Source organism: Pseudogemmobacter blasticus (genome assembly GCF_003071405.1).
In the GTDB taxonomy this organism is placed as follows: domain Bacteria; phylum Pseudomonadota; class Alphaproteobacteria; order Rhodobacterales; family Rhodobacteraceae; genus Pseudogemmobacter; species Pseudogemmobacter blasticus.
The window spans coordinates 2,349,721-2,373,194 of the sequence record NZ_CP020470.1 but is presented as its reverse complement, the minus strand read 5'-3'; the positions used below and the strand labels follow the sequence as shown (position 1 = coordinate 2,373,194).

Genomic DNA, 23,474 nt, shown 5'->3' with positions numbered 1-23,474 from the left:
GCCCCCAAAAGGAAGCACTACGCGACCAGGCATCTGCCATTTCTCGAGACACGCTCGGCCAGACGGCGCGCCAGACGGCCGGGGACAAGCGGGCGGGCGGGTAGCGGATTGCCCGCTGTTTCGCCCTGAAGCGAAGGGAAGATCGCGAGGATCTCAGACCGAGCCTCGGGCGTAACCGATTTCAATGCCTCAGGTCCCGTGAAAAGGCTCTCGGACGCCGCACCGTTTGCATAGACCACCTGATGCTTGTCGAAAAGAAAGTGCCAGTATGTCACCGCCGCAGCCTCCTCAACAACCTCGACCCCATCGATCGTCAGAAGGGACTTGGCTGCCACCAGAACCTCTTCGGCGCCGAACATTCGCTCCGCCACTTTTGACCGAACAAAGATCCGGTGCTGAGGGGAGACCATCAGATCTTGCTCAGGCTGATTGATGCCCAATGCCCCGGCGCGAATCCGGATCGGGCGCAAATGCGGATAGGTCTCAAGCTCCTCGGCCGACAGCCGACGCGACCCGATCCATCGGATCACCTGATAACCGTCATCAAGCGTCAGAACAGCCGATCCGGGGCGCAGCTTCTCGACAGGCGTCTCTCCTGCCCGGGTCTTGATGGCTGTTCCGGACGCGAAACAGATCACGCTTACCTGGACCGACTCCCACTCAGAGATATAAAGATTACTCCAGCTTAGCGGCAGGTTGTTGCCGGCCGCATCCTGCGGATTCAGCGAACCGTCGGGATTCTGCGTCCACCCCGCCGCCAGAGCCGCAGCTACAAAATCCTGCAGGGCCGCATCGTTTTCGAAGGTGAGTTGAAGGGTATCCAGATCGCCGGCATTCTCTCCTCCCAGCAGATCAACGCCATTCACAGGGCCCATATCGGCGATGACAACAAGTGTCGCCGAGTCATCCCCTTGGCCAAGTGAGATCAGGCCACCCGTAGATTCCCAACCGTAGCCAAGGTTCAAGGTCGTGCTTTCGTCTGCCGCAAGAATTGTGCCGAATATGAACCCGTTCCCGGCAGAAAAATCTATGTTGCAGCCCGCAGTGCTTCCAAGGTTGACGGTTCCGTCAATCTTCGCACCGTTGCCTATTGTCACGATCGCATTCTGGCCTGACGCACCAAATGTAGCATCCTGATAGATATGTGTGTTGTCCCCGAGCAGAACATTGCTGGTTCCGTTCACATGCCCGAAATTGGCATTGGTGTAGACCATCAAGTTATTTCCACCGACGAAGCTCATCGTTTCGCCGCTGACATCCAGACTGTTGAAAGCGCTTCCCGCTCCGATCGTGACGGTTGATTGCAGGGTTGTGGCTGTACCAAACTGCCCGGTCTGCGCCGCTTCCATAAAACCCAAGGCGGTGAACTCGACCGTTTCGCCCAGAACATGCACGGAACTTTCGGTCTTGAAGCCATCGCCGACCGTCACGGTCGTCTGTCCGCCGTCCTGACCAAACGTTACGTCGCCGGCACAAGAAAAATAGGTGTCCGTCACGACATCAACAACATCGCCCAGAACAAGCAGATTTCCGCCAACGAAAGTTTCGATCCCGATATTCAGCGTGACATTACTTGAATCGACAGTCCCGATCTGTAGATTCTGATCGAATTGCGCTTCAGAAATCATGTTGACGTTGATATTATCGCCGAAAATTTCGACCGGCGACTGGAACATCACTGTGTTCCCGATCGTGATGTTGCTGGTCGTGCTGTTGATCGAAACAGGTCCCGCAAAGGTGGATTCGGCGCCGACACTCATCAAGAGCTGATCGGCATTCAGATCGAATACACCGGCATAGGCTCCGCCTCCACCAGCGAAGTATCCATAATTTCCCAATGAAAGATCTACGTTACCTCCATCAATAATGAAATTCCCACCGACACTATGATAATCTCCAAGAGATATACTCAGCTGATCTCCATAGAATTCGGCTGACAGCGCGAAATTGACGAAGTCCGCACCGATCACGCTGGTCGCGCCCCCAGCCCGACCGATTTCCAGATCAGAGCCGAATGAGACCTGCGAGCCGAAATCCACCGTGACATTGTCTGCCACGATCCGCACGACATCGCCGGTGGATACCGAATCCGAGGTGAAGGTGACATCAGCAAGGCCGCCGCCCGGCGGTACGTCCAGCACAAGTCCCGCGCCCTGGAACTCCACCTCCGGGCCGAAGGTGATGATCTTGTCGCCAGCGCCGCTTGCCACCAGCCCGAGGCGGAAACTGGCACCCGCACCGAACGTGCCAGTCAACTGCCCCGATCCGAAGTCGACGACCTCAAGGAAATTGACGTAATCGCCAACATCAAGTTCCGTGTCGCCATTGCCCGGAGAGATATCTCCTGTGACAAACACGCTATTGGCAATCTGAATGATGTTGTGCTGACCGTTGTCCCCATCACCAAGCGGCAGGTCGGCAACCGTGGAGGCTTCGGCAATCTGGTAATGAACGCCATCGACCCCGTCGCTGACAAATGGGTAGGTCGTGGCATCGAGGTTTGGCCCTACCACCACCGTAGGCGAAGTCGAATCCCCCAACGTGATCGGATAGGAACCCGACCCGCTACCAGCCGCCAGATTCTGGCTCTGGATCGCGATCGTGTAGCTCACGGTGCCGGGGCTGCCTGCGGGGGCTACAAAACTGATCGGTGCCGACACGCCAGGATCAATGATATAGGTCGAGCCCTCTTCGACAACGATGGTTCCCTGAACGATCTGATCCGGACCGGTTATTGTCGACACAACAGTATAGATCGCCATCAAGAGGCTCACTTTCTAGCTATTCGGTTTTCTGGTTGTTCGCAGACGGGCTCAGGGCGCTGCTATGCGGCGGCGTCAGGGCGGTTTGGCATCACCGACAGGCCTGGCGGGAAAGCACGACAGGCCAAGCCGAGAGGCGACGAAACATCAATTGTGTGAAGGTCAACCGGCCGGATGTGGCAACCGGCCCAAACCGGGCAGGAGTGATGCCCTGAACGCCGGCCTGGGGCCATGACCTGTGCGCACACGGTTTGATCTGGTGCTGCAGATCGAACCGTGTGCGGGGAAAATAGGGCAGGACCCGCGGGTGTGAGGCGTGCCGCAAGATTACCAACTACCATAAACCACCACAGGCCAACGATTCACAAATACCGGCTGCGCTAAGGCGGCTCCCTCGATACTCCACAAACTTCGCGCCGTGGATAAAGCTTTGCCAAAGACCGGCCGTGCGTCGACTGAAATTTCACAAAAATATCGGCATATTGGCGCGATTGTCACAAGATGTTCTTTGCGACTGGCGCCAACAATTGGGGGTGCGCGAAATGTTGTATTTTGGAACGGAAAACACCCTCGCAGGCCCAAAATGAAAGGCGGGAGGGTCAGCCTTTCCGGGAATCTGCAAGCATTTGGCCATAGATAAACCCTGTCATTCTGAAATGACAGGTCGCCGGCGCGGACAAGGCAGGCTCCCGTCCGGGGTCAAGACCTGGATCAGCCGTTTTCCTTGAGCACCTGCCCGGCCAGATACAGCGAGCCGCAGATCAGGACGCGGGCGTCGGGCTGCTCTGCCGCAATGGCCGCCAGCGCCGCCGCAACCGAGGGGGCGGCTTCGGCCGCCATGCCGGCGTCGCGGGCGGCATCGCGGGTGGTTTCGGCCGGCAGCGTGTTCGCCTCGCCCGGGATCGACACGGCGTATAGCCGGGTAACATGCGGCGACAGCGGTCGCATGTAGCCGCGCACGTCCTTGGTGTTCAGCATCCCGCATATCAGCCACGTCGGGCGTGCAGGCATCCGGGCCAGGGTGGCGGCGACGGCCTCTCCTCCGGCGGGGTTGTGCCCGCCGTCCAGCCACAGTTCCACCTGCGGCGCCAGATCGACCAGCGGCCCCCGGCGCAGGCGCTGCATCCGGGCGGGCCAGACGGCGCGGCTGACGGCGGCTTCGCAGGCGGCCTCATCCCGGCCAAGCAACCGCAGCGCGGCCACCGCCGCGCCGGCGTTCTGAATCTGGTGCGGCCCCGGCAGATTGGGCAGCGGCAGGTCAAGCAGGCCGTTCTCATCCTGATAGATCAGGCGACCGCGTTCTTCCCACGCCTGCCAGTGCTGGCCATGCGCGAACAGTGGCACACCCAGACGGGCGGCCTTGGCCTCGATCACGGCCAGCCCCTCGGGCGCCTGCGGGCCCACCACACAGGGCACGCCGCGTTTCAGGATGCCAGCCTTTTCGCCGGCAATCTCGGGCAGGGTTTCACCCAGATATTGCTGATGGTCGATCGACACCGGGGTGATGATGGTCAGCGCAGGTTTGTCGACCACATTCGTCGCATCCAGCCGCCCACCAAGCCCCACCTCAAGCAGGGTCCATTTCGCCGGCGTCCGGGCAAAGGCCAGGAACGCCGCGCAGGTGGTGATCTCGAAGAAGGTGATGCCTTCGCCGCCATTGGCGGCAGCACATTCATCCAGCAGCGCCGTCAGCGCGGATTCGCTGATCAGCTCGCCCGCCAGCCGGATGCGTTCGTGGAACCGCGCCAGATGCGGCGAGGTATAGGCGTGAACACGGTCGCCGCCGGCCTCAAGCCCGGCGCGGATCATCGCCTGCGTGCTGCCCTTGCCATTGGTGCCCGCGATGTGAATCACCGGCGGCAAGCGGCGTTCGGGGTGATCCAGCGCCGCCAGCAGGCGATGCACCCGGTCCAGCGTCAGGTCGATGACCTTGGGATGCAGGGTCATCAACCGTTCAAGAATGGCGTCCGAGCCCTGTGGCAAGGTCACCCTTCGCTCTCCGCCGGAGTGGGTTCGGGTTCGGGCGGCGGGGGCGGTGGGGCCAGATCGCCCTTGATCGGCGGCGGCAGCGACATCAGCATCCGGATCATCGTCGCCAGCTCTTCCCGCAGGTTCTTGCGGTGAACCACCCGGTCCAGCATTCCGTGATCCAGCAGGTATTCCGCGCGCTGGAACCCTTCGGGCAGCTTTTCGCGGATGGTCTGTTCGATCACCCGCGCCCCGGCAAAGCCGATCTGCGCATTCGGTTCGGCAATCTGGATGTCGCCCAGCATGGCATAGCTGGCCGTCACCCCGCCCGTCGTCGGATGGGTCAGCACCATGATATAGGGCAGACCCGCCTCTTTCAGCAGTTGCACCGCCACCGTGGTGCGGGGCATCTGCATCAGCGACAACATGCCTTCCTGCATCCGCGCGCCACCGCTGGCCGAAAACAGCACCAGCGGCTTCTTGGTCTTTACCGCATGTTCGGCGGCGGCAATGATGGCATTGCCGACATACATGCCCATCGACCCGGCCATGAAGCTGAAATCCTGCACGGCGGCCACCACCGGGGTGCGGGCGATCTCGCCCTCGGCCACCAGCATGGCATCCTTGGCGCCGCTGGCCTTTTGCGCGGCCTTCATCCGGTCCGAATATTTCTTCTGGTCACGGAACCCCAGCGGATCGACCACAGGGTCCGGCACCTTGATTTCCGAGAAGATGCCGCCGTCGAACAGCGACATCATGCGTTCGCGCGCGCCCATCGTCATGTGGTGGTCACAGGCCGAACAGACGTTGAGATTGGCCGCCAGTTCCCGGTGGAACAGCATCGTTCCACATTCAGGGCACTTGGTCCAAAGGTTCTCGGGCACTTCGCGCCGCGAGAAGAGCGAATTGATCTTCGGGCGGACGTAGTTCGTGATCCAGTTCATGCCGGTCCTTCCGGGGTCGGTCGCGCAGGTGCCAAGGAAATAAGCCGAGGGGGCGGCGATTGCAATCCGCAGCCCGGCGGGTGGTGTCAGACCCGCCGACGGGCGCGCAGCGCCGCGCCAAGGGTGCCGTCATCCAGATAATCCAGCTCGCCGCCCACCGGCACACCCTGCGCCAGCGACGAAAGCTGCACCCCGGTCGGGGCCAGCGCATCGGCGATGTAATGCGCCGTCGTCTGGCCATCGACGGTGGCGTTCAGCGCCAGAATCACCTCGCGGACGCCGTCATCCGCCACGCGGCGAGCCAGCCGGGGTATTCCCAGTTCCTCGGGGCCCACGGCATCCAGCGCCGACAGAAGGCCGCCCAGAACGTGATAGCGCCCGCGGAACACACCTGCCCGCTCCAGCGCCCAGAGGTCGGCCACGTCCTCCACCACGCAAACCTCGCCATTGGCGCGGGCCGGGTCGGCGCAGATCGGGCACAGGTCCGCGGTGCCGATATTGCCGCAGATGTGGCAATCTTTCGCGGTCAGCGCCACCTGCGCCATGGCCTGCGCCAGGGGGGCCATCAACTGCCCCCGTTTCTTCAACAGCATCAGCACCGCCCGCCGGGCAGACCGGGGGCCAAGACCCGGCAGCCGGGACATCAGTTCGATCAGACCCTCGATCCCGGCGTCGTCTGCCATGCCGGTCTCAGAACGGCAGTTTCATGTCGGTCGGCAGACCCAGGCTTTCGGTCATCTTGCACATTTCCTCGGCGTTCTTCGCCGCGCCACGGGCCTGACCATCCTTGATCGCCGCAACGATCAGGTCTTCGACCACTTCCTTTTCCGAGGCGAGCAGGATCGACGGGTCGATGTCCAGCCCGGTCACTTCGCCCTTGGCGGTGACACGCGCCTTGACCAGACCGCCCCCCGCTTCGCCCAGCACCACGGTGCGGGCCATGGCATCCTGCAACTCGGCCATGCGGGTCTGCATTTCCTGGGCCTTTTTCATCATGCCCGCCATATCGCCCAATGCGCCAAGACCCTTGAACATGTGCTTCCTCCAGCCTGGGGTTTCTCCTGAGATACGGTTCCGCGCCCGCGCGCGCAAGCACAGCTCAGGGCGTTGCGCGGTAAAGCATCCGGCGAAGGGCAAAGCCTTGCGCTTCAAAGAAGGCATGTGCCGCGTGGTTGCCCTCCCAGGTGTCGAGCAGGATCTCGTCCACCCCAAGCGCGCAGGCCAAAGCCCGCGCCTCGGCCAGCAGCGCCGCACCGATGCCCCGCCGCCGGACTTGCGGCGCAACGGCGACATGCTCGATCATCAGCCGCCGAACCGGCGGGGAAAACACCGAAAGACCGCGCTCTTGCAGCGAACACAGCGCATAACCGGCAGCCGGATCACCGGCCAGCAGGCAGGTCACGCCCGGTTCGGACAGCCGGCCCGCGAAATGCGCCGTGAGCGCCGCCGGATCGGGCTGCGGAAAGAACGCTTCGGGGTAGTGCGCGGCGTGCCAGCCCTGCACATGGGCATTCAGCGCGGCCACCGCCGCCGCATCGTCCGGGCCGGCGCGGCGGATTGCCACGGCGGTCATTCCTCGAACGGGTCCCAGTCGTCGTCCACTTCGGGCTCGGCTTCGGGAAGCGCCTCTTCGGCGGCGCGGGCGGCCAGCGCCTCGGGCGTGCGGATCTCGGTGATCTTTGCCTCGGGGAACGCGGCCAGAACCGCCTGCACCAGCGGATTTTCCATCGCCTCGGCGCGGGCAGCGATCCGGTCACGGTCGCGCTGTTCGGCCAGCGTCGGCGCCCCGCCCGACGCCACCACCGACACGCCCCAGCGGCTGCCGGTCCAGGCTTGCAACCGCTGGCTCAGCCGCGCGGCAAGGTCAGGGCGGGCGCCCGGGGCCGGTTCAAACTCGATCCGGCCGGGGCAATAGCGCACCAGCCGCACGCCATCCTCAACCTCGACCAGCAGGGTCATGTCGCGCTTTTCGCGGATCAGGTCGACCACGGCCTCGAACGTGGCGCAAACCACCTCCTGCCCGACCGCCAGCGCCGGCGCGACTGCGGTCATGGTCGGCCCGCGGGCCGGCGCCATGGGCGCCCGCATCATCGGCGCATGGACAGTGCCGCCGCCCCCTCCTCCGCCGCCCGCAGGCGCCCCGCCCGAAGGCGGGCGCGGCCCGTCGGTCAGTTTCTTCACCAGCGTCTCGGGATCGGGCAGATCAGCCACATGCGTCAGCCGGATCACCGCCATTTCGGCGGCCATCATGGCATTCGGGGCCAGCCCCACCTCTTCGATCGCCTTCAGCAGCATCTGCCACATCCGGCTCAGGGCCCGCATCGGCAGCCGCGATGCCATGTCCAGCCCGCGCGACCGTTCGTCGGGCGGCACCGTCGGATCATCCGCCGCTTCGGGGGTGATCTTGATCACGCTGATCCAATGGGTGATCTCGGCCAGATCGCGCAGCACGACCATCGGGTCGGCCCCGGCGGCATATTGCCCCGACAGTTCCGACAGGGCCGCCGCCGCATCGCCCTTCATCACCAGATCGAACAGGTCCAGCGTGCGGCCCCGGTCGGCCAGACCCAGCATGGCGCGCACCTGTTCGGCCGTGGTTTCGCCCGCGCCATGGCTGATCGCCTGGTCCAGCAGGCTGGTCGCATCACGGGCAGACCCTTCGGCAGCGCGGGTGATCAGCGCCAGCGCCTCGTCGCTGATCTGTGCGCCTTCGGCCCCGGCGATCCGGCGCAGCAGCGCGATCATCACCTCGGGCTCGATCCGGCGCAGGTCGAACCGCTGGCAGCGCGACAGCACCGTGACCGGCACCTTGCGGATTTCGGTGGTGGCGAAGATGAACTTCACATGTGCGGGGGGTTCCTCAAGCGTCTTCAGCAGCGCGTTGAAGGCGCTGGTCGACAGCATGTGAACTTCGTCGATGATATAGATCTTGTAGCGGGCGCTGGCGGCCCGGTAGTGCACACTGTCGATGATCTCGCGGATGTCGCCCACGCCGGTGCGGCTGGCGGCGTCCATCTCCATCACATCGACGTGCCGGCCTTCGGCAATGGCGCGGCAGGGTTCGCACTGGCCGCAGGGTTCGGTGGTGGGGCCGCCCTTGCCATCGGGTCCAATGCAGTTCAGCCCCTTGGCAATGATCCGCGCCGTGGTGGTTTTGCCCGTGCCGCGAATGCCCGTCATGATGAAGGCCTGCGCAATCCGGTCGGCTGCGAAGGCGTTCTTCAGGGTGCGCACCATAGCCTCCTGGCCAACCAGATCGGCAAAGGTCTCGGGCCGGTATTTGCGGGCCAAAACCTGATAGGCTTGCCCTTGGGCGGTGTCTGCGGCGTCGGTCATGGGGCCTCTCGTGACTCGGCGCCAGACTAGGGCGCGGGGGGGCGAAGGTCCACCGCCAAGGCAGACCTTCGCCCGGTCTTGTCAGTCCCACCCCCGACGCTTGGCCGCCGACCGCGCCCGCCCCTGGTCATACAGCCGGTCGGTGCGCCGCTGCCGGTCATGCGCCTGGTGCAGGGATTCGCTGTTGTGACGATCCTCGCGCTTCAGCTTTTCCCAGCGGGCCAGCCGGCCCGGGTCCAGCCGGCCTTCGGCAAGGGCCGCCTGCACCGCGCAGCCCGGCTCGGCCTCGTGCCGGCAATCGGCAAAGCGGCAGCGGGCGGCCAGATCGGCCACGTCCTCGAACAACGTGTCAATGCCCTCGGCCGCACCCGCCAGCCCCAGTTCGCGCATACCGGGCGTGTCGATCAGCCAGCCGCCAAAGCGGGTGGGCCGCAGCGCGCGGGCGGTGGTGGTGTGCCGCCCTTTCGCATCATCTTCACGGATGCCTTGCGTCGCCGCCGCATCGCCGGTCAGGGCGTTCTGCAGCGTGGTCTTGCCCACGCCACTGGACCCCACCAGCGCCAGCGTCTGCCCGTCACGGCACCAGGGCGCCAGACGGGCCACGTCCTCGGGATCGGTGGCATCCACCGCCAGAGCGGTCAGCAGCGGCGACAGGCGTTCCGCCTGCCGACGCCAGCTTTCGGCATCAGGCACCAGATCGGCTTTGGTCAACACCACCAGCGGCAGCGCCCCCGCGGCCAGCGCCACGGCCAGATACCGCTCAAGCCGTGCAGCGTTGAAATCGGCGTTGCAACTGGTGACGATGGCCAGCGTATCGACATTGGCCGCGATCAACTGGTCGTGCGCGGGCTGGCCCGCGGCGCGGCGATGAACGGCGGTGGCGCGGTCCAGGCAGCGGGTGACGCGGGCGCCGTCATGTACGACCCAATCGCCCACGGCCAACAGGCCTGTGTCGGCGCAGCGCAGGGTCAGCGGACCTTGGGGTGAAAGCGCCTCAATCCGATCGCGGTGGATGGCGCTGATGCGCGCCGGAGTTTCATCACCCGTCAGTTGACGGGCAAAACGGGCCGACCATCCAAGGCCGGCAAGAGAATGGAAAGACAAGGTTCTGTCCTCTGGCAATCACGCAGGGAGCGTGGGCCGCCAGCGGCAGGCACACGCGATCAGGCGCGGGGCACAGCCCCGAGGGTGACGGCAATCGGCATACACATCCCCTTTTCAGCCAGAGTGAACCAAGGTGAGAGGCTGGACAGCGACCCAAGCGGGTCTCGTTACGGCTGCTTCCTTCCGGACCTGACCGGGTTGGCGAGGCGCTCGCCCGCGCCAACCTCTCGTCCGCTGATATAGGCGGGCGAGCCGGGATTCGCAAGAACGGTCGGGGGCTGTTGGCCGGATCAGGGCGCACCCGCCGGGCCTTTGGAACATGGGCCGGACAAGACACTGATCGCAGGGCGTGATTTCAACAGGTTACACGGCAAATTCGGAACATGTCGACACTTGCGACAGACGGTGTTCCAGATTCCTGCGGCCTGAATTCCGCGCGGTCACGGCAATATGCGGGCGGTCAATATCTCTTGCACCGTCTTTGATCCATCGCATATTAGGCGGAGCCTCACATTCGGGGCTGTTTCCGTATGTTGGCGAGTATCATGGTTTTACCGAATGTCCTGGGTATTGGCGCGCAAAAGGCCGGGACATCGTGGCTGCACGAAAACCTGAAGTCCAATCCGGGCGCCTGGCTGCCACCGTTCAAGGAACTGCATTTCTTCGATCACAAGTTCATCGCGGATCACCGCCGCTGGACGGGTGGGCATGTGAAGCGGGGCCTGCGCATTGCCCGGGAAAACGCCGCGCTGGCCGAAGACACTGACATGCTGGCGTATCTGGAAACGATTTCCGAACCGCCGCTGCTGACGCGCAGATGGTATCGGCAGGTCTTCAAGCCCTGCCCCAAATCCCGGGTCGGCATTGACATCACCCCAGAGTATTCCTCGCTTCCGCCGGAAGGTGTGGAGTTCGTCCGCGACGTGCTTGGTCCTGATCTGAAGATGATCTACATCATCCGCGATCCGGTGGACCGCGCGCTGTCACAGATGCGAATGTACATGGGCCGCCGCAAGAGAGTGCCCGAAGCCCCCGAGGATTGGGCCGAATTCCTTGACCACCCCGATCTTCGGGATCGGGGCAATTACCTTAGCCATATTCCACGATGGGAAAGCGTGTTCCCGCAGGAGAACTTTCTTTTCCTGCCCTATGGCATGATCGCGACAGACCCAATCGGGTTCCTGCGGCGTGTCGAATCCTTCTGCGGTCTGCCCGCAGCCGACTATCCGCGATCCGAGGAAAAGATCTATCGCGGGCCAACGGTTGAGGTGCCGCAGCACATTCGTGACACGTTGGCAGACATGCTGGCCGATCAGGTTGCCTTCCTGAAGACGCGGTTCAGCGCAGACTTCGTTCACGCCACGTCCGCGCCGGCCAGTAGGGGCGGGCAAGGATGATGCCGGTTACTCGATCCATTCAGCAAGACAAGGAGCACCGCTTGCACCCTCTTTGTCCCAAGCGAAGGTTGCCATGACAAATTTCCTGTATCGACAGCCCGATCTTATCTTCATTCATATCCACAAGACCGGGGGCACCTCGATCCGCGCGGCGCTCAGGAACCGTCAGGACTGGGCCGGCGGGTATATTCCGCATGACTGGCCGAAGGTTCGAAGCCTTGCGGTGACACGCAATCCGGTGTCGCGGTTCCTGTCGACCATCAACATGTTCCGCTTCGGGCGTACCGATATTGAAGGCTATTACGCTACGGGGCAACTGCCCGACCTTACTGCCGAACAGGCGCTGGATGTGCTTGAAGATCCTGCGATCCCGTTTGACCGTCGCGTCAGCAACGAACTTGCCAACCTCAAGCACCATCTCCTGCCGCAGACCCACCCGTTCAACTGTATTCAGCACGCCGACACGCTGTTGCGGTTTGAAAATCTGGACGAGGAGTTCAGGAAGTTCTGTGATGAGCTTGGGATGTCGATCCAGCTTCCTCATGTCGGGGCCAGCCGTGGCGAGGACAGGAAACTGCGGCAAAGCGACCTGACACCGCGGGATCTGGAGCGGATCGCCCACAATTACCAGCGCGATTTCGAACAACTGGGCTATGCCTTCCCGACCGACACCGTGCCCGAAGCGCTTGAACCCCTATCCGAAGACCCTTGGCCAACGCTGCGGTTTCATCTGAAGGGAAAGACCGTGGCCGCGCGCGACCGGCTGCCCGATCCGAATGCAGACCTGTCCTGCTTCCTGGTCGAGACGGTGACGGCCGGACCCGGCAAGACCTGGGCCGGGCGCGCCCGTGACCTGACCGAACATTTCAACCAGCTTGAGCCCGAGTTTCATGGCCGGCCACGGCTGGCCCATCTGCTGGCCTGCGTGATCGTCGTTCTGCGGCGCGACATGGACGATGCTGCCGCCCGGAAGATCTTTCACCGGATCGTGACCGAACACGGAGCTGCCCTTGCGGGCGAGCTGAACATTCGCTGGCTGACCTCGGTCTGCGATACGTTCATGGACGTGTCAGACAATGCCGAAGTGCGGGCCACGGCAATGGCCGGGTCGCTCCTGGCCAATACCGTCAAACTTGCAGAGTCCGAACGGCGACTGTTCCAGCCGAACCTTCCAGGCAAACCCGAGATCCAGTTCGGACGGGGGGGGCCGCTTTTCGATGGCATGATCACCTTCTGGGTCAGCAATGGTGACATGATCGACAACCTTCTGGCCCGATGTGCACGAACGCTGGATACCGGCGGGATTGCCGCGCCTTTCGTGGCCGAGATCGTTGCCAAATTGCTGGAGTTCAACACCGTCTGGCGCCGGATGATCGAACGTCAGGACAAGCCCGCCCCGACAGCCGCGTCCGAAGATATGATCCGGGAGATTGCCAAACTGCTTGGGCAGCGGGCCCCGTGATGCGGATGCCCATGTAGAGCGTCAGATTTTTGATGCGTGGACCTTGGACTTGTTGGAAGGTTGCCATGCAGGATTTCGGCCCGGCTGCCACCCCGGCGGGCCCCGTGTCCAGCGTGTGAGGGTGCGTGAGGTGTTTGTGAACAGTCCGTCGGATGTATCAGTCGAAGTGCGCGATCGCACGGTAAAGCTGAATTTTGGTGCCGGTGTTGGGCTGCCGGAAACGCTGGAAGGCCGCATAAGGGATCTGATCCCCCTGCTGCTGTCGCTGCTTGAAGCCGATGATCGGTGGTCGCGGCTGTCAGACGATGCCAAGGCCAGCCGGCTGCAGGCCGGCGCCGCGCAGGGGTTGCGATTCGACATGGCGCTTGCAGCCGCCTTGCGTCAGGCCGAGCTTCTGGTCGCAATTGTTGACGGAACCGAGTCCATCGCCAACCACGGTTTCCCCGAATTCGCCGACGACGCGCCGCAGGCATCGGACGGCGATCTTTGACAGGCGCCGGGCGAAGTTCGCCCGAACGCAGTGCCAGCCTTACGATTCCGGGATCAGGATCTCGCGCTTGCCAACGTGGTTGGCCGAGGTCACGACGCCCTCTTCCTCCATCTGCTCGACCAGACGCGCGGCCTTGTTGTAGCCGATGCCCAGCTTGCGCTGGATGTAGGACGTGGAACACTTGCGATCCTTGGCCACGATGGCCACCGCCTGATCATAAAGCGCATCATCGCCACCGTCGCCGGACGACAGGCCCAACACCATGTCGATGTCGTCTGCCTTGTCATCCTCGGGGCCCTCGACCACGCCCGACATATAGGTCGGCGGACCGAAGCTCTTGAGGTGGTTGACGATTTCCTCAACCTCTTCGTCCGAGACGAAGGGGCCATGGATACGGGTGATCCGCGCGCCATTGCCCATGTAAAGCATGTCGCCCTGCCCCAGAAGCTGTTCCGCCCCCTGTTCGCCCAGGATGGTGCGGCTGTCGATCTTGCTGGTCACCTGGAAGGAAATCCGGGTGGGGAAGTTGGCCTTGATGGTGCCGGTGATCACGTCCACCGAAGGCCGCTGCGTGGCCATGATCAGGTGAATGCCGCTGGCCCGCGCCATCTGCGCCAGCCGCTGGATGCAGGCTTCGATTTCCTTGCCGGCAACCATCATCAGGTCGGCCATTTCATCCACGATCACCACGATATAGGGAATCGCCACCGGGGCAAATTCCTCGGTCTCGAACACCGGATCGCCGGTTTCGTCGTCGAACCCGGTCTGGATGGTGCGCTTGAACATCTCGCCCTTGGCCAGCGCCTCGCGCACGCGGCCGTTGTAGCCCTCGATGTTCCGCACGCCCATCTTGGACATCTTGCGGTAACGCTCCTCCATCTCGCCCACCACCCATTTCAGGGCGACGACCGCCTTCTTCGGGTCGGTCACAACGGGCGACAGAAGGTGCGGGATGCCGTCATAGACCGACAGTTCCAGCATCTTCGGGTCGATCATGATCAGCCGACATTCCTCGGGCGTCAGCTTGTAAAGCAGCGACAGGATCATCGTGTTGATCGCCACCGACTTGCCCGAACCCGTGGTCCCGGCGATCAGAAGGTGGGGCATCTTGGCCAGGTTGGCGATGATCGGGTCGCCGCCGATGTCCTTGCCCAGGGCCAGCGGCAACCGCATGTTGGAATCGCCAAACTCGCGGGCCGAGAGAAGCTCTTTCAGGAAGACCTTCTCGCGATGTGCATTCGGCAGTTCGATCCCGATCACGCTGCGCCCCGGCACGGTGGACACGCGCGCCGACAGCGCAGACATGCTGCGCGCAATGTCATCGGCCAGACCAATCACGCGACTGGCCTTCAGACCCGGTGCCGGTTCAAGTTCATACATGGTGACAACGGGGCCGGGGCGGACGCTGACGATCTCACCCTTGACGCCATAGTCATCCAGCACGCTTTCCAACATGCGGGCGTTTTCTTCCAGCGCCTCGTCGGACAACTGGTTGCGGGCAACAGACAAGGCCGAGGCCAGCAGCGACAGCGGCGGAAGTTCATAGGCCACCTGCGGGGGTTCCTCGAACCGCAGCCGGGGCTGCGCTTCGGCCAAAGCGCGGGACGAGGGTTGCACCGGCTTGGCCGGGGCCTGCACAACGGCACGGCGGTCGGCAACAAATCCGGGCGCGCGGGTCGAGGTGAAAGAGACCGGGGCCGGTTCGGGATCAAACCCGATGTCATCCTCGGGGTGCCAATCCTCATCAATCTCGGGCGTCGGGTCATAGGCCACCGGGGCGGGTGCCGCCATCGGGGCGGCCATCGGGGCGGCTTGCATCGGCGCCATCGCTGCCAGCGTCTCCGCCGGAAGATGATCGGCATAGGGTTCGATCTTCGGCGCAGAGACACGCACGTCGGGGCGCAACTCGGCGCGGGGTTCAAACCGGGGCTCGGTCCGCAATTCGGGCCGCACTTCGGGCCGCGGCTCGGGCGGCAGGGTATGGGGGCGGGTATCCGCCACCAGCGGCACCGGACCGCGCGGGCGCATGACCGGCGGCTCGGCCCGGCGGGCGGCAACGGCGGCCTGCACCGGCGTCATGCCTGCCATGGCCGCGGTTGACCCCGGCACCAGCCGCGCCCGCGACCGGATCACGTCCGAGATGCGGGCCTTGATACGGTCTTCCGCCGGCAGGCCCGCTTCATAGGCCTGTTCGGGCGGGGTGTGTTCAATCAGCTCCGGCTCGGGGTCAACCACACGGCGCATACGGGCCAGGAACCCCAGCTTTTCCTTGGGCAGTTCGGGCGGGGCTTCAAAGCGGCGCGGCTCTGCCCGCAGGATTGACGGCGCGTTCCATGCCGGGGCTGCCGACAGCGGCTCGGGGGCATAGGCGTTGTCCTCGGCCAGAACCGGCGGCGGCGCACGCCGAACAACGGCCGGGCGGGCCAGTCCCGCCGACAGCGGTTCGGCGGGGGCATAGGCAGCAGGCTCGGACCGGGCATAGGCGGCGGCCTCGGCGCGGGCATAGGCGGCATCAGCGGCGCGGGCGCGGCGCCGTTCGGCAAGGTCACGCGCGCTGTCCAGCGCACCCGCAGCCCCGCGATTGGCCAGTGCGACAGCCATGGAATAGGCATTGATCGACCCCAGCATCAGCCCGCGGACAATGCCCTGCAATTCGGCCCGGTCAAAGCCGGTGACGTAAAGCATCATCGCGATCAGCGCGAAGAAGGACAGAACCGACAGCACCTTGAGCGAAAAGCCGGCCGAGCCGGGAATGATGCCAACCAGCGAACCGGCAACCGTATCCCCGAACAGCCCGCCCAGGCCGAAGGCATGGGCCCAGGTGGACGGCGCGGCCAGCGTGGCCGCATAGGTCGAGGCCAGCGCGACGGCGATCACCGCAAAGACGATCCGCGCCAGCGCCCGCTCCCCGCCCCGGTGCAGGATGAAGCGCAGGCCCCAGACCAGCAGGATCAGCGGAATGGCCCAGGCCCCGCGCCCGATCAGGATGACCATGGTCGAAGCGATGGCCGCCCCGAAGCGCCCCAGCATGTTGCGGGCGGGTTCCTCGGTTGCGACCATCCAGCCGGGATCTTCGGGCGAATAGGTGCCAAGGATGGCCACGAACAGCACCGCAACCAGGATCAGCGCGACGCCAATCAGCTCGCGCCCGCGGCGTTCAAGCATCGCCTGGGTGTTCTGGTCCAGAAGCGGATCGCGCTGCCTTACCTGATAGGATGCCATGCTGCCCTGCCCTTCAATCGTACAAGCAGTCGCGAAGCTGGATCAGCCCGCGCTGCGTTTCTTCCCTTGGGGCCACAAGCGCGACCCGGATATACTCGCTACCGGGGTTCTTTCCCCCGACATCGCGCGAAAGATAGGCGCCGGGCAGAACCCGGACCCCCGTCTCGCGCCACAATTTCAGTGCGGCCTGTTCGCCATCTTCCACCGGAAGCCACAGGAAGAAGCCGCCCTCGGGCAGCGTGATGCCCTGATGGCCTGCGAAAACCCTGGCGGCATCGCGGAACTTGTCCTGATACAGCGCACGGCTGGCGGAGACATGCGCCTCATCCTGCCAGCAGGCCTCGGCCACCTTTTGCAGCGGCAGGGGCAGCGGCGCACCGGCAAAGGCGCGCAACTGGCGAAGACGAACCATGCTTTCGGCGCCCGCCGCCACAAAGCCCGACCGCAGCCCCGGCAGGTTTGACCGTTTCGACAGCGAATGGAACACCGCCACGCGCTCGGGGTCTGCCCCCTGCGCCTGTGCCACGGCCAGCAGGCCGGGCGGCGGCGCCTCGCGCCAGATCTCGGAATAACACTCGTCGGCGAAAACGCGGAAATCGTGCTTCTCGGCCAGCGCCAGCAGGTCGGCCAGATAATCGGCACTGGCCACCGAACCCTGCGGGTTGGCGGGCGAACAGATATAGGCGATGGCCACGCGGTCCAGCACAGACGCGGGCAGGCTGCCGTAATCGGGCAGGAATCCCGTTGCGGCGGTTGCGGGCACATAAACCGGCTCAGCCCCCACGGCCAGCGCGGCCACCGCATAGACCTGGTAAAACGGGTTCGGCATCAGCACCACGGGGCGCCCACCGGCCTTTTGTTCCGGGCACAGCGCCAGCGCGGCATTGAACAGCCCTTCGCGGGTGCCGTTCAGCACCATCAGCCGGTTTTCCGCAACCTGCACGCCATAACGGCGGGCGATCCAGCCGGAAATGGCGGCCAGCAAGTCGGGCGTGCCGTCATTGGGCGGATAGACGCCAAAGCCAGCCAGGTTGTCTGACAGGATACGGCCAACGAAATCGGGCATCGGGTGGCGCGGCTCACCGATGGTCATGGCAATGGGTTCGCCGCCCGGCTCATGGGCATCGAGAAGTTTCCGCAACCGCGGAAACGCATAGTCAGGCAGGTTCGAAAACCGCTCTGGAAACGCCATTGCTGCCTCAAGTCGGGGTCGTTTCGCCCCGTTTGAGGATCAGGATAACGGCGGAACTTGCGGCGGTCCAGATTTTCCGAACCATCCCTAGGGGTTGGTTGCGAAAATTGTGGCTTTTTTGTCGGAAGATCGGGGGCTTGTCAGGTCAGCGCGCGTTCCGCCGCCGTTCCCAGCCGCAACAGGCGGTCTTCCGCCATGGGCGCGGCCATCAGCGAAATGCCGCAGGACGGCTCGGATGTGGGCAGGGTCAGAACACACAGACCCATGAGGTTGCCGATCCGGGTGTTGCGCAGGGCCAACAGGTTCTCGGTGACGTAATAATCCTGATCCGTCATCAGCCGGTCCGCATTCGGCGGCAGGATGGGCGAAGTGGGCAGGATCACCGCGTCGAAACCGGCGGTGCGGTCGTGCCAGATCTGGCGCAGGTCCATCAGCCGGCGCCAGGCCGCCACATAATCGGGGGCCGAAACAGCCGCACCGGCGCGGAAGCGTTCCAGAATCCGCGGGAACATCTTTTCCGGCGCTTTTTCAATGGTATCGCGCCAGATCCCATAGGCCTCGCCCGTGAACAGGGCGACGGTCAGCCCCATGGCCTCGGCCACTTCGGGGGCCCTGATCCGGGTGATGGTGGCACCCGCGCGGGTCAGACGGGTGCAGGCATCATCAAAGCCGTTGGCGGGGCGTTCGCGCAGGTTGTCCAGCGCGACGGTCTCCAGCACCGCCAGCCGGGCCCCGGCCAGATCGGCCCCGGTCAGATCGGGCGGGCGGCGCCCTTCCATCGCGGCCAGCAGCAGGGCGCAGTCTTCCACGGTATAGGCCAGCGGGCCCACGGTATCGAAGCGTTCGCACAACGGCACGACGCCGCTGATCGACAACCGGCCCGAAGTGGTTTTCAACCCGACCAGATCATTCCAGGCGGCGGGAATACGAACCGAACCGCCGGTGTCCGACCCGATGGCCGCAGGGGCCAGACCAAAGGCAACAGACGTCGCCGCGCCCGAGGATGACCCGCCCGCCACGGCACGATCATCGTTCAGGCAGGGCGGCGTGGCCGTGACGGGGTTCAGGCCAAGGCCCGAGAAGGCCAGTTCCGACATATGGGTCTTGCCCAGACAGACCAGACCGGCATGGGTGGCCATTTCCAGCACCACGGCATCGCGGTCGGGGGTGCGGCCGCGCAACAGGGCGCTGCCGGCTTCGGTCGCATCGCCGGCGGTATCGAACAGGTCTTTCCAGCTAATCGGCACCCCATCAAGGATGCCGCGGCGCAGGCCGGCCTTGGCGCGCGACGCGGCCCCCATCGCCTCGCCCCGGGCACGAACTTCGGTGGCACGGGCATAGATGCGGGGGGCAAGTGGGTGATTGGCGATCTTCTCCAGGAAGGCCTCGGTCAGTTCAACCGGGTTGATCCGCCCCTCGCCGATAGCGCGGCCCAGATCGGCCGCCGACATGTGGAACCAGGTTCCCTTCATCCGTCACCCCTGCGCGATGTTGCGGCGACCCTAGCGGCTGTGGGCCGCATGGACAATCCCGCGACTTGTGCTAGGTCACGCACATGGAAATGCAGGCTGATGTTCTGATCGTGGGCGGCGGGCTGAACGGCCCCGCGCTGGCCTTGGCGCTGGCGCAGGCAGGGCTGTCGGTGGCGGTGATTGACGCCCGCCCGGCACCCCATCGAGCCGAAGCCGGGTTTGACGGGCGGGCCTATGCGCTGGCCATCGCGTCGAAGCGGCTGTTGCAGGCCATCGGCGTCTGGCGGTCGGTCGAGGCGCAGGTGCAGCCGATCCTCAGGATCAAGACCAGCGACGGGCGCCCCGGCCAGGGTCCGGCACCGTTCTTCCTGACCTTCGATGCCGACGAAATCGAAGAAGGCCCGATGGGCTATATGCTTGAGGACCGCTTCCTGTACGCCGCCTTCCTGCAGGCCATGCGCACGACCGACGGGATCACCCTGTTGTCGGGCGAAAAGGTCGAGGCGCAAGAAGTGACGGCGGCCGGGGTTTCGGTGCGTCTCGCCTCGGGGAAAACGCTGACCGGGCGGCTGCTGGTCGGCTGCGACGGGCGCGGGTCGGGCGTGGCGGAACGGGCGGGCATCCGCCGGCTGGGCTGGGGCTATGGCCAGACCGCGCTGGTGACGGCTGTGCACCATGAAAAGCCGCATGAAGGCACCGCCTATCAGTATTTCATGCCCTCGGGGCCGCTGGCCATTCTGCCGCTGCCCGGCGGCCATCATTCCTCAATCGTCTGGTCCGAGACCGAGGCCGTGGCGACCGAGATTCAGGCGCTGGACGACGCCGGGTATCTTGAGGCGCTGAAGCCCCGCTTCGGCGGCTTCCTTGGCGATCTGTCGCTGGCGGGGGAACGCTTCACCTATCCGCTGTCGCTGTCCCTGGCCGAAAGGTTTGTGGAAGAGCGCGTCGCGCTGGTGGGCGATGCGGCGCATGGCGTGCATCCGATTGCCGGGCAAGGGCTGAACCTGGGCCTGCGCGACGTGGGCGCACTGGCCGAGGTGGTGGTCAACGCCGCCCGGCGGGGCGAAGACATCGGCAGCGCGGTGCCGCTGGGGGAATACCAGCGGTGGCGGCGGTTCGATGCCACGGCGCTGGCGCTGGGGATGGATGCGGTGAACCGGATCTTCTCGAACGACAACCCGGTGATGCGGCTGGGGCGTGATCTGGGGATGGGCGTGGTGAACGCCCTGCCCGCCCTGCGGCGGCGCTTCATCCGGCAGGCGGCCGGGCTTGAGGGCGAATTGCCCCGCCTGCTGACCGGGCGGAAGCTGTAGGGCCGGGCCACCGGGCAAGGCGGCGCTTTCTGGAATCGGCGGGTTGCGACTGCCTTCCGTGACCCCTTTAAGGATGCTCACGCCGGATCATGCGCTTGATCGTCCAGATGGCCGTGCCGCCGAACAGCGCCAGCGCGACACCGACCACCTCAACCAGCGCCGGGCCGTCAGGCAGACCGCGCAGGAAAATCGCGGCGCCAAGGAAGGCCAGCCCCAGAACCGAGACGACCAGCCGGAACCACAGTTCCCCTCGTGTCGGACCGTATTTGAACACCCCTGCCTCCGCCCTTTGCAGGGGCAAGAGATAGCGCGGAACCAGGCGACGCAAAGCCCCGACCGCCTGCCGGCGCCGCCCTAACGCGCCATTGACCGCAGCGACAGCAACGCAAGCAGGCTGGTCAGGGCGGTCAGGCCCAGCATGATCCAGAAGAACCCCAGCGGGCCAAGGGCCCCCATGGCGGGGGCAATGGCCAGGGGCGAGAAGATGCCTCCCACCAGCCCGGCGGCAATGATGGTGGGCGGAACGCGCGGGTCATCGCCCATCTTGCGGCTGGCGGTGACATAGAAGCCAGGGAAGAACAGCCCGGCCGGCGCCCCCGCCGCCACGAAGAACACCGCGGGGCTGACCAGCACCGCGCCAAGTGCGCAGACCAGCGCCATCAGCATCGCCGCGGTGTAAAGCCCGAATGACGGGATGCGATGCGCCGTGAAGGTCAGCACCAGACGCGCAATCAGGAACACCACGAAGAAGGCCGAAAGATGCCGGGCCGCCGATGCTTCGGAAAGACCGGCCGCGATCAGGGCGGTGGGGCCAAGCCCGCCAAGGCAGGCCTCAAGCCCGATGGCGACGGCACCGAAGGCCAGGATCGGCAGATGCGGCCGGAATGGCCGCGTGCCAATGGTGGCGGTGGCCGCCGCAACGCCCGTGCGGCCCGCACCGGCCCAGGTGGCGGCGCAGAAGGCGGCGGTGATGCCGAAGCCAAGCTGCGGATCGCTGCCAAGCGCCACGAAGACCAGCGGCGCCGCGATGGCGCCAATGCCGAAGGTGGCGTTCAGGAAACTGAGCATCGACGGGCCACGGGCACCAAAGGCCACCAGAACCCGCGGGTTCAGCACCGAGGTCGCCATGCCGTAACCGGCCCCGAACACAAGCGCCGAAGCCAGCACCATCCACCAGCCCGCCATGGTGGCGATGCCGGCCGAACCCAGCGTCATCAGCGCCAGCGCGTGGCGGGGGGTGACACCGCGCCCCACCGCAAACATGATGGCGACGCCAACGAAACAGCCCACCCAATGCGCCGACAGGACCAGCCCCGCCTCGGCCAGCGTCACGCCAAAGGCGCGGGTAAAGGCGGGCAATGCCGGGCCATAGATCGACTGGCCGATCCCCATGGCGACAAAGGTCGCGACACCGGCAAAAAGAAGGCCCGCGTTGGCCTTGATGAGGTCGCGCACGCAGGCCGCTCCTGTAGGATCAGACGCATCCTGTCGCCCGTCGTCGCGGCACTGTCAACGGGCGGCGACGGTGCGTTCAGGACGTGACGTCATGCTGCCCCTTGGCCCGAACCCCGCTAGGGTGCACAAGAGAACCGTTCCTTCCTGTTTCCTTGAGCCGGGGCCCTGTCATGACCGATGTCTTCATCCTTTCCGCCGCCCGCACCGCCATTGGCACCTTCGGGGGATCGCTGGCCGCGCTGCCACCGATCGACATTGCCACCCATGCCGCCAAGGCGGCCATCGCGCGGGCAGGCGTCGAAGGCGGGCAGATCGGCACCGTGGTCTTCGGCCATGTGATCAACACCGAACCGCGCGACATGTATCTGAGCCGTGTGGCGGCCATGAACGCGGGCGTGCCCGAAACGACCCCGGCGATGAACGTCAACCGGCTGTGCGGATCGGGGGCGCAGGCGATTGTCTCGGCTACGCAGGCGCTGATGCTGGGCGATGCCGATTTCGCGCTGGCCGGCGGGGCCGAATGCATGAGCCGGTCGCCCTATGCGCTGCAGGCTGCGCGGTGGGGGCAGAAGATGGGCGACACCAAAGCCCTCGACATGATGACCGGCGCGCTGACCTGCCCCTTCGGCACCGGGCATATGGGGGTGACGGCGGAAAACGTGGCGGCGCAGGACGGCATTTCCCGCGCCGATCAGGATGCCTTCGCGATGGAAAGCCAGATCCGCGCGGCGCGGGCCATCGCCGAGGGCCGGTTCGTTGACCAGATCGCGCCGGTCGAGATTGCCAGCCGCAAGGGCCCGGTGACCTTTGCCGTGGACGAACACCCCAAGGCCACCTCGCTTGAGGCGCTGGCCGGGCTGAAGCCGGCGTTCCAGAAGGATGGCTCGGTCACGGCGGGCAATGCGAGCGGGCTGAACGACGGGGCGGCGGCGGTGGTGCTGGCGCGGGCCTCTGCCCTGGGCGGGCTGGTGCCGCGGGCACGGGTCATGGGCTATGCGGTGGCGGGGGTTGACCCCAAGGTCATGGGCATTGGCCCGATTCCGGCGGTGCGGGCGCTTTGCGCCAAGCTGGGCGTCAGCCCGCAAAGTTTTGACGTGGTGGAATCGAACGAAGCCTTCGCCGCGCAGGCGCTGGCCGTCAGCCGCGCGCTGGACCTGGACCCGGCCAAGGTGAACCCCAACGGCGGCGCCATCGCGCTGGGGCATCCCGTGGGCGGAACCGGGGCGATCCTAGTGACGAAGGCGCTGTATGAGCTGGAGCGGACCGGCGGCAAGACCGCGCTGATCACCATGTGCATCGGCGGTGGTCAGGGCATCGCCCTGGCGATCGAGCGGGTCTGAACCAACCCGGCCCGCCG

The 23,474-nt window shown here is 65.1% G+C and carries 18 protein-coding genes and 1 other RNA gene; 5 read left to right on the top strand and 14 right to left on the bottom strand.

Annotated elements, in window-relative coordinates:
• Positions 1–17: 17 nt before the first annotated feature.
• From B6K69_RS18410 to ffs, 9 genes are all read right to left on the bottom strand, one after another.
• Positions 18–2,762 (bottom strand): Hint domain-containing protein, encoded by a 2,745-nt coding sequence (locus B6K69_RS18410; RefSeq protein WP_228156720.1) that lies wholly within the window; start codon positions 2,760–2,762, stop codon positions 18–20.
• Between the two features lie 711 nt (positions 2,763–3,473).
• Positions 3,474–4,751 (bottom strand): bifunctional folylpolyglutamate synthase/dihydrofolate synthase, encoded by a 1,278-nt coding sequence (locus tag B6K69_RS11525; protein WP_108643885.1) that lies wholly within the window; start codon positions 4,749–4,751, stop codon positions 3,474–3,476.
• Entirely contained in the window at positions 4,748–5,674 is a 927-nt protein-coding gene (accD, locus tag B6K69_RS11520) for an acetyl-CoA carboxylase, carboxyltransferase subunit beta (RefSeq protein WP_108643884.1), read from the bottom strand. The genes B6K69_RS11525 and accD overlap by 4 nt, the downstream gene beginning before the upstream one ends.
• Before the next feature lie 86 nt (positions 5,675–5,760).
• Entirely contained in the window at positions 5,761–6,357 is a 597-nt protein-coding gene (recR, locus tag B6K69_RS11515; protein ID WP_108643883.1) for a recombination mediator RecR, read from the bottom strand.
• A 7-nt stretch (positions 6,358–6,364) separates the two neighbouring features.
• Positions 6,365–6,709 carry a YbaB/EbfC family nucleoid-associated protein gene (locus tag B6K69_RS11510; RefSeq protein ID WP_108643882.1) on the bottom strand — a complete coding sequence of 115 codons (345 nt, stop codon included), beginning with the start codon at positions 6,707–6,709 and terminating at the stop codon, positions 6,365–6,367.
• Between the two features lie 64 nt (positions 6,710–6,773).
• Complete coding sequence (locus B6K69_RS11505) at positions 6,774–7,247, bottom strand: GNAT family N-acetyltransferase (protein WP_108643881.1); 474 nt, start codon at positions 7,245–7,247, stop codon at positions 6,774–6,776.
• Entirely contained in the window at positions 7,244–9,010 is a 1,767-nt protein-coding gene (locus B6K69_RS11500; RefSeq protein ID WP_108643880.1) for a DNA polymerase III subunit gamma/tau, read from the bottom strand. Before B6K69_RS11500 ends, B6K69_RS11505 begins: the two co-directional genes overlap by 4 nt.
• Positions 9,011–9,091: 81 nt before the next feature.
• Positions 9,092–10,114: a ribosome small subunit-dependent GTPase A gene (gene rsgA, locus B6K69_RS11495; protein ID WP_108643879.1), complete on the bottom strand. Its 1,023-nt coding sequence runs from the start codon at positions 10,112–10,114 to the stop codon at positions 9,092–9,094.
• Between the two features lie 132 nt (positions 10,115–10,246).
• Positions 10,247–10,343, bottom strand: an RNA gene (gene ffs / locus B6K69_RS11490) — signal recognition particle sRNA small type.
• 316 nt (positions 10,344–10,659) lie between these two features.
• Between ffs and B6K69_RS11485 the strand changes: the two genes are divergently transcribed.
• The 3 genes from B6K69_RS11485 (at position 10,660) to B6K69_RS11475 (ending at position 13,463) form a co-directional block, all read left to right on the top strand.
• Positions 10,660–11,511, top strand: a complete 852-nt coding sequence (locus B6K69_RS11485) for a sulfotransferase domain-containing protein (RefSeq protein WP_108643878.1) — start codon at positions 10,660–10,662, stop codon at positions 11,509–11,511.
• Positions 11,512–11,584: 73 nt separating this feature from the next.
• Positions 11,585–12,973: a sulfotransferase family 2 domain-containing protein gene (locus B6K69_RS11480; RefSeq protein ID WP_108643877.1), complete on the top strand. Its 1,389-nt coding sequence runs from the start codon at positions 11,585–11,587 to the stop codon at positions 12,971–12,973.
• A 115-nt stretch (positions 12,974–13,088) separates the two neighbouring features.
• Positions 13,089–13,463, top strand: coding sequence for a hypothetical protein (locus B6K69_RS11475; protein ID WP_123876559.1), 375 nt, complete (start codon positions 13,089–13,091; stop codon positions 13,461–13,463).
• A gap of 39 nt (positions 13,464–13,502) precedes the next feature.
• Here B6K69_RS11475 and B6K69_RS11470 read toward each other — a convergent pair whose 3' ends face one another.
• The 3 genes from B6K69_RS11470 to B6K69_RS11460 form a co-directional block, all read right to left on the bottom strand.
• Entirely contained in the window at positions 13,503–16,685 is a 3,183-nt protein-coding gene (locus B6K69_RS11470) for a DNA translocase FtsK (protein WP_108643875.1), read from the bottom strand.
• Positions 16,686–16,698: 13 nt separating this feature from the next.
• The gene (locus tag B6K69_RS11465; protein ID WP_108643874.1) at positions 16,699–17,877 is read right to left on the bottom strand and encodes an aminotransferase class I/II-fold pyridoxal phosphate-dependent enzyme; all 1,179 of its coding nucleotides are present in this window, start codon (positions 17,875–17,877) and stop codon (positions 16,699–16,701) included.
• Between the two features lie 140 nt (positions 17,878–18,017).
• Positions 18,018–19,349 (bottom strand): amidase, encoded by a 1,332-nt coding sequence (locus B6K69_RS11460; RefSeq protein ID WP_108643873.1) that lies wholly within the window; start codon positions 19,347–19,349, stop codon positions 18,018–18,020.
• Between the two features lie 83 nt (positions 19,350–19,432).
• Between B6K69_RS11460 and B6K69_RS11455 the strand changes: the two genes are divergently transcribed.
• Positions 19,433–20,662 (top strand): UbiH/UbiF/VisC/COQ6 family ubiquinone biosynthesis hydroxylase, encoded by a 1,230-nt coding sequence (locus tag B6K69_RS11455; RefSeq protein WP_108643872.1) that lies wholly within the window; start codon positions 19,433–19,435, stop codon positions 20,660–20,662.
• A gap of 67 nt (positions 20,663–20,729) precedes the next feature.
• Here the strand turns inward: B6K69_RS11455 and B6K69_RS11450 are convergent, their stop codons facing one another.
• Complete coding sequence (locus B6K69_RS11450) at positions 20,730–20,936, bottom strand: hypothetical protein (protein ID WP_108643871.1); 207 nt, start codon at positions 20,934–20,936, stop codon at positions 20,730–20,732.
• A gap of 80 nt (positions 20,937–21,016) precedes the next feature.
• Positions 21,017–22,117, bottom strand: a complete 1,101-nt coding sequence (locus B6K69_RS11445; RefSeq protein ID WP_108643870.1) for an MFS transporter — start codon at positions 22,115–22,117, stop codon at positions 21,017–21,019.
• Between the two features lie 170 nt (positions 22,118–22,287).
• On the opposite strand from B6K69_RS11445, the gene bktB reads away from it, so the two are divergent.
• A complete protein-coding gene (gene bktB / locus B6K69_RS11440) occupies positions 22,288–23,457 on the top strand; it encodes a beta-ketothiolase BktB (RefSeq protein WP_108643869.1) in 1,170 nt (389 codons plus the stop codon).
• Positions 23,458–23,474: the final 17 nt, after the last annotated feature.

Bases quoted from the DNA above. Each gene is read 5' to 3' on its own strand.
- B6K69_RS11465 (WP_108643874.1), bottom strand. From the start codon at position 17,877: ATGGCGTTTCCAGAGCGGTTTTCGAACCTGCCTGACTATGCGTTTCCG.
- accD (WP_108643884.1), bottom strand. From the start codon at position 5,674: ATGAACTGGATCACGAACTACGTCCGCCCGAAGATCAATTCGCTCTTC.
- bktB (WP_108643869.1), top strand. From the start codon at position 22,288: ATGACCGATGTCTTCATCCTTTCCGCCGCCCGCACCGCCATTGGCACC.
- B6K69_RS11485 (WP_108643878.1), top strand. From the start codon at position 10,660: ATGGTTTTACCGAATGTCCTGGGTATTGGCGCGCAAAAGGCCGGGACA.
- recR (WP_108643883.1), bottom strand. From the start codon at position 6,357: ATGGCAGACGACGCCGGGATCGAGGGTCTGATCGAACTGATGTCCCGG.
- B6K69_RS11480 (WP_108643877.1), top strand. From the start codon at position 11,585: ATGACAAATTTCCTGTATCGACAGCCCGATCTTATCTTCATTCATATC.
- B6K69_RS11505 (WP_108643881.1), bottom strand. From the start codon at position 7,247: ATGACCGCCGTGGCAATCCGCCGCGCCGGCCCGGACGATGCGGCGGCG.
- B6K69_RS18410 (WP_228156720.1), bottom strand. From the start codon at position 2,762: ATGGCGATCTATACTGTTGTGTCGACAATAACCGGTCCGGATCAGATC.
- B6K69_RS11455 (WP_108643872.1), top strand. From the start codon at position 19,433: ATGGAAATGCAGGCTGATGTTCTGATCGTGGGCGGCGGGCTGAACGGC.
- B6K69_RS11470 (WP_108643875.1), bottom strand. From the start codon at position 16,685: ATGGCATCCTATCAGGTAAGGCAGCGCGATCCGCTTCTGGACCAGAAC.
- B6K69_RS11500 (WP_108643880.1), bottom strand. From the start codon at position 9,010: ATGACCGACGCCGCAGACACCGCCCAAGGGCAAGCCTATCAGGTTTTG.
- B6K69_RS11460 (WP_108643873.1), bottom strand. From the start codon at position 19,349: ATGAAGGGAACCTGGTTCCACATGTCGGCGGCCGATCTGGGCCGCGCT.
- B6K69_RS11510 (WP_108643882.1), bottom strand. From the start codon at position 6,709: ATGTTCAAGGGTCTTGGCGCATTGGGCGATATGGCGGGCATGATGAAA.